Source organism: Fluviicola sp., assembly GCF_030151805.1.
Lineage (GTDB): Bacteria > Bacteroidota > Bacteroidia > Flavobacteriales_D > Crocinitomicaceae > Fluviicola.
Genome location: NZ_JASLCN010000286.1, coordinates 1 through 6,214, shown reverse-complemented (window position 1 = coordinate 6,214; position 6,214 = coordinate 1). Strand labels below are relative to the sequence as shown.

The 6,214-nt window shown below is 40.6% G+C and carries 6 protein-coding genes; 5 read left to right on the top strand and 1 reads right to left on the bottom strand.

Annotation, left to right across the window (positions count from 1 at the left end):
• From Q1V93_RS11015 to Q1V93_RS10995, 5 genes are all read left to right on the top strand, one after another.
• Positions 1-1,056, top strand: a 1,056-nt coding sequence (locus Q1V93_RS11015) for an acyltransferase (RefSeq protein ID WP_300664651.1), incomplete at its 5' end; no start/stop codon positions are given.
• 132 nt (positions 1,057-1,188) lie between these two features.
• Positions 1,189-1,767 (top strand): Crp/Fnr family transcriptional regulator, encoded by a 579-nt coding sequence (locus Q1V93_RS11010; protein ID WP_300664649.1) that lies wholly within the window; start codon positions 1,189-1,191, stop codon positions 1,765-1,767.
• 320 nt (positions 1,768-2,087) lie between these two features.
• Positions 2,088-3,479, top strand: a complete 1,392-nt coding sequence (locus Q1V93_RS11005; protein WP_300664647.1) for a TolC family protein — start codon at positions 2,088-2,090, stop codon at positions 3,477-3,479.
• 7 nt (positions 3,480-3,486) lie between these two features.
• On the top strand, positions 3,487-4,446 hold the full coding sequence (locus tag Q1V93_RS11000) for a biotin/lipoyl-binding protein (protein ID WP_300664646.1): 960 nt from the start codon (positions 3,487-3,489) through the stop codon (positions 4,444-4,446).
• A 5-nt stretch (positions 4,447-4,451) separates the two neighbouring features.
• Positions 4,452-5,651 carry an ABC transporter permease gene (locus tag Q1V93_RS10995; RefSeq protein WP_300664644.1) on the top strand — a complete coding sequence of 400 codons (1,200 nt, stop codon included), beginning with the start codon at positions 4,452-4,454 and terminating at the stop codon, positions 5,649-5,651.
• Positions 5,652-5,659: 8 nt separating this feature from the next.
• Here the strand turns inward: Q1V93_RS10995 and Q1V93_RS10990 are convergent.
• On the bottom strand, positions 5,660-6,214 hold a 555-nt coding region (locus Q1V93_RS10990), incomplete at its 5' end, for an NYN domain-containing protein (protein ID WP_300664642.1).

The window sequence follows — 6,214 nt, the reverse complement described above, 5'->3', positions numbered from 1 at the left end:
TTGAGAAAGGATCACGAACTGAAACATCTGAAGGATTTCGGAATTTTTGAAAACGGTCAGCATGCGGTAAGTTTTTTCTTCGTGTTGAGTGGTTTCCTGATCACGTATTTACTCCTGAAAGAACGCGAGAAAAAGAAGGATATCTCGGTTAAACAGTTTTATCTCAAACGTGTTTTCCGCATTTGGCCGCTTTATTTCCTGATGGTTATTATCGGAGCGATTGTTCAGCCTTATTTTATCGAATGGTTCAATATTCCCTATAAAATGCCCTATACATTTGGTGAAACATGGTACTATTTCGTCTTTTTCGTTCCGGGAATGGTGAATTTTTTCTTCGGGAGTAACCTGCTGGAACCACTTTGGTCTATCGGAGTGGAAGAAGTGTTTTACCTCATTTGGGCTCCGTTGTTTAAATGGTTGAAAAAGTATGTATTGAGATTGCTGCTCGGAGTGATCGCTTTCAAACTCATTTTGATTAGTATTAATACCTACTATTCATTGCCCGGAATTTTGAATTACCTGATCCGGATTCACCAGTTTGAAGCAATGGCGATCGGAGGATTGGGTGCTTATTTAGTTTTTCATCACGGAGCGAAAATCAATAGCTTATTTATTTACAGCCTTCCGGCACAGATTTTTCTCTATTCCATCATCGTAATCTTCATTCTTTTCGGAGCAAATATCAGTTGGAATGTGTGGACTTTCCTGTTTGAAAATCCATTGATTTCACCTTTTGTTCAGAACGGATTATTTCTGTATCTGATCATTGGAGTTTCGGTGGTGGACCGAAATCTGTTCACGCTGGAAAACCGCTTCTTTTCTTATTTGGGAGAAATTTCCTACGGAATTTATATGTTCCATTTGTTGATCTTGTCTCAGGTGATTGAATTGCTGAAAGGGGTTGTTTCCGGAGCTGGAATTTTCTGGGAAACAGTGTTTTATTACGGAGTTTCTATTCCGTTGATTATTGGAATCTGTATACTTTCAAAACATACGCTGGAAGCTTATTTCGAACGGAAGAAGCAAAAGATTTTGCTGCGGACGAAGGAAAGCTAAAATTTCCGGTGGTGTCTGCATTACTTGTTCCAACAAAAAGTGGCCAATATTTGTGGAAAGATCCTTGTATTTTCACCGATAACTTCGTTAAAAACGACAGAGTAATTCATATCTTTAGTTCAAAATTTGATCTTGGATTCGAAACTACGTTTTTTCCTGCGGGAATTCCACCTCTCTGAAGAAGAACAGCAGCTGGTATGCCGGTTGGCGGTTGAAAAAGAATACAAAGCACATGAAGTTCTGTTTCAGGCAGATCGTGTCTTTGATTACTTTATGTTCATAGAAGAAGGAATGATTCGTTCTTACCGCATGATTGACGGAAATGATTTCACGTATTCCTTTTTCCTTCCGGGTGAAATTTGTGTGGACTTCCAGAGTTACCTGCAGCGTATTCAGAGCAATCATTATTTTGAAACATTGGTTCCGACCCGCGTCTTCCGATTTGAAAAAGAAAAGATCGAAGCGTTGTTCAATGAATACCCAAGAATTGAACGCATCGCGCGGGAAATGGCGGAGAAAGCCTATATCAAAGCAGTTGAACGCCTGAAAGAATTTCAGACCGAAAGCCTGGAAACCCGTTACCTCCGTTTGATCGAAAACCAGGAGGAACTGTTCAAAGCCGCACCGCTGCAGCATATTGCATCTTACCTAGGAGTAAAGCCACAGAGTTTGAGTCGCATTCGTGCAAAGATTGTCAACAAGTTTTATTGATTTTTCCGCACGAAAATGAGGGCTGTCGCAATTTCCCAATATTACGACAACCCTTATAAACACTGGAAATTCCAGCAAATAAAGCGCCTCATAAAACTGTTTTTCAAAAGTTGTCGCTTTGTACTTTTCACACCTTGCATACCGTATTTCATTCATTGTCAGCCTTAATAAACGGTTCGTCACCGGGAATCCTGCTTTCCGAAAAACTTAGTTGATCCATAAAATAAAATATGTTTTTTCAGTGAAATTGCATTACTTCACATAGGTGAATTTTCTCTCGGATCCTTCACCATAACTTTGCTTAATCAAATTCACAGAAGATGAAACAGAATAGATGGAAAGTGGGACTGATTGTGATGCAGGTTTTGATTTTGCCTCAGGCCTTTTCTCAAACTACTCCCTCATTAAAAGAAATACTCGACAGCGCTTTGGTCATAGATCATACGCTTCAAAACAGTGAGTTAAGCGTAGAATTGTCGAAGATTGACCAGGAGCGAATCAAAGATGCTTACATGCCGAGAGTGGAAATCGATGCGAAAGGCGGTTATTTGTATTCCGCTTTCAACCTCACATCACCGGCTTTTGCCCTTCCGAGTCTGGGTTTGGCTTTGCCGGAACATACGAACAATTACCAGCTGAGTTCCTTTGTGGTAACGACCAATGCAAAAGCATCAATCTTGCTTTATGGCGGAGGGGAAGTTTCCAATCTGAAAAAAGCAAATCAGGCAAAGATCAATGCTCAGACGGTCATGTTGGAAAAAGACAAGCAGGAAATCATGAGTCAGACTTTAACGGCGTATGACCAGTTGGGAATGCTGAAAGAAGTGAAAAAGGTATTGGACGGAGCAGAAAAACGTCTTGAAGAAAACAAGCTCACTGCTGAAAAAGCATTTTCCTACGGAATCATTACCTCGTATGAGCTGAAAAAAATCGAACTGGCTCAATCCCAGCTTCAGGCAAAACAGCGGGAATACGAAGGGAAAAGACGCTTGGTTTTACTTCAATTGCATGTTTTGACACACATTGAAATGAATCGTTTGGAATTACTGGATGTGAATCTGGCAACGATTGCAGCTGAAAAACAACAATCCGTAACGAACAAACCGGAATTGCAGGCTTTGAATTATTCCATTGAAGCATATCAATACAAATTAAAGGCCGCAAAAACATGGTGGATTCCGAAAGTCGGGGCTTCTGCTTCATTGGGTTATGCAGGTTTGCTGAATGGAAATATCCAAAGTAAAGATCCGATGATGCTGACAGGGCAACCGTTGGATTATCGTTTCAACAACCTCAATGTTTTCCCTTTGGTGAATGCGGGAATCGGTTTGAAATGGAACGTATTTGATGGCCGCGAAGGAATTTCTTCTGTTAAAAAGGCAAAAATAGATTTGAAAATTGCTCAAAACAATCAACAGGATGCTCAGGAGAAACTGGATTTGAATCTTCAGAAAACGGAGATTGAAATGCAGATTTCAGAGGATCAATTGGCTGAAAAAGACAAATCCAGAGAAATTGCCAGAAACGCAATGAACCAGGCAAGCGAAGAATTCAAAATCGGATTGATTAAATCCACTCAATTAATAGAAGCTGAAAATGACTTGCAGCAGGCGGAAATGGAATATGCTCAGGCAATTTTCAATCAACGCAGAGCTTCGGTAACGTATATGAAAGCAGCGGGAAATTTGACAATAGAAAAAATCGGAAAATAACACGAACATGAAAACACAACTAAATATAGCAATTGCAGCATCCCTTATCGTTGGATTAGCAGGATGTTCAGAAAATACAAGTCGACCAATCGAAGGTAAAATCAAACGAAAAATCATTTCATTTACACCAAAAGTAACCGGACGGGTCCTGAAGATTTACGTGGAAGAAGGGGATATCGTACAACCCGGAGATACGTTGGCGATGCTGGATGTTCCGGAAGTGGACGCAAAATTGAAACAGGTTTCCGGAGTGGTAAAAGCCGCAACCGCTCAAAATACGATGGCAAACAACGGCGCAACTGCTAATCAGCGCAAACAGCTGAAAGCAAAATATGCCGCTACGAACGAACAATTCCAATTTGCAGAAAAGTCATACAAACGCGCAAAAGCCATGTTTGATGATGGGTTGATGGCGCCACAAAGTTATGATGAAGTGTTTGCAAAATACCAGGCTGCAAAAGCACAATTGGACGCCGTTACTGCCGAATTGAATGAAGTGGAAAAAGGGGTTCGTTTTGAAACGAAGGAAGCTACTTTCGGACAAAAAGAACAGGCTTTGGGAGCTTTGCAGGAAGTGGAAATTGCTTATTCCGAAAAGTACATTATCGCAACAAATACCATGCAGATTGAAACCATTACCCTGAATGAAGGAGAATTGGCAACTGCCGGATATGCCTTGTTCAACGGATACATTCCTACATCTACGTATTTCCGTGTGACGATTCCGGAAAGTGAGATCGGGAAATACCAAATCGGGCAGGAGCTGACTTTAACGATTCCTTACAAAAAGCAATCTGTGAAAGGAAAAATCCGAACGATTAAGCAATTGAGCCGTTATGCGGATATTACAAGCGCCTACCCGGATTACCAATTGGAAGACGCAATTTATGAATTGAAAATCATTCCGGATACAAACGATCAACTGAATAGTTTGTTGGTCAATGCGACCGTAATCCTTGAAAAATAAGACCTATGAAAGCACTAAACAATTGGTTCGGATTGCTGAAAAGGGAATTCGGTCGTTTCTTCCGGAATAAGACGCTGTTATCAGTGTTTTTCCTTGCTCCGATTATTTATGCTGTTTTGCTGGCATTTGTGTACCAGGAAGGGAAAGTAACTGAAATTCCGATCATCGTGGTCGATAAAGACAACAGCCCTTTGAGTGCTCAGGTGATTGAAATGCTTCAGGATAACGAAGGAATTCAGGTGGAAAAACAGGTGTTCGAACTGGAAGACATCAAAAAAGAAATGATTCGCAGTTCATCTGCAGCAGTGATTGTTATTCCGGATCGTTTTGAAGCGGATATTTTGCAGGCGCGCTACCCGGAAATTCAGATTTTTTGTAATACATCCAATATCCTGACAGCGAATTTCGCCAGCAAATCCATTCAGCAGTCTTTGGGAACATTTGCAGTTGGAACCGAAGTAAAAGCGTTGCAGAGAAGAGGAATGTCCTACTCACAGGCAATGACGAAATACGAACCGTTCAAACAGAACTATCAGAAAGTGTTCAATGAAACGGGAAACTATTTCACCTTCATGTGGCCGGCAATGTTAGCTGTAGTATTGCAACAAGTGATTTTACTGGCAATGGCAGTGAGTTTTTCCACGGAATTTGAAGAGAAAACCTTCAATTCTGAATTAACGTCCAAAACGCGTTCTGCAACCGGGTTGATCCTGATTAAAAACCTTCCGATCTGGTTGTTTTCAGTGTTAATCATCGGGTTGTTCTATTTGTTCCACGTGTTATTCAGAGCACCGATTCCGCATCAGGTAATGGATTTTGTTGTCATCACCGGATTCTTTGTCGTAGCAGTATCTTTATTGGGAACGGTCGTAAGTATGATCATTCCGAATGCCTTGAAAGCAACGCAAATTCTGATGATTATTGCTTCTCCGAGTTTCATTATGGGTGGTTACACCTGGCCGTTGGAAGCGATGCCAGTGGGAATTCAGTTCTTCGCATCCATTATTCCGCTAACGCCATTCTTAAACGCATTCAAGATTTTGTTGATCGAAGGCGGAGAATTGGCAGATTGTACGCAACATTTGTCAACAATGGGAATTCAGATCGCAGTGTACGGAGTATTGAGCATCGTGTTGGTTCGCTGGAAAATGTGGAAATCAAAACCAAAACCGGTTGCAGTGAAAGAAGAAGTGGTTTCTGATTAATAAGATTATCAAAAATCATTTGTATCAATAGACACATCTTTACGAGACATATTCTTAATAGTCATCAGACCATCAATATGTTCATGGAGTGTCGGATCAATATTGTTTAACATGGGGTCGAGAATAAAGTCGACCCCTTCTCTTCGTGCAAATTTAGCAGCGGGAACAAAATCGCTATCTCCTGCGATCAGTATGATTTGGTCAACTTGTTCTTTAAAAGCTAAGGTTGCAATGTCGAGCCCGATTTTCATGTCAACAGCTTTTTGATTGAGTGGAAATTCAATATCCTCTTCAGTTAAGTCAGAAGCAACCATTTTGCCCGTTAACAAAGATTTGGTGTGTTTGGATCGAATTACCCAATCCTTTGAACTATTCTTCAGAAACCCCAAGCGTAAAGCTATTTTACGTTGCTTTTTAAGTTCAGCAAACAAGTCATGACGAAATTTATATTGAGGAGTTTTTTTAAAACTAAACGGGCGATTAGTAATCGGATTATGAGAATCACCATCAAATGGATTGGCATCATAGTAATAGATTCTAAACAACTCTGTTGGAGGTAAATG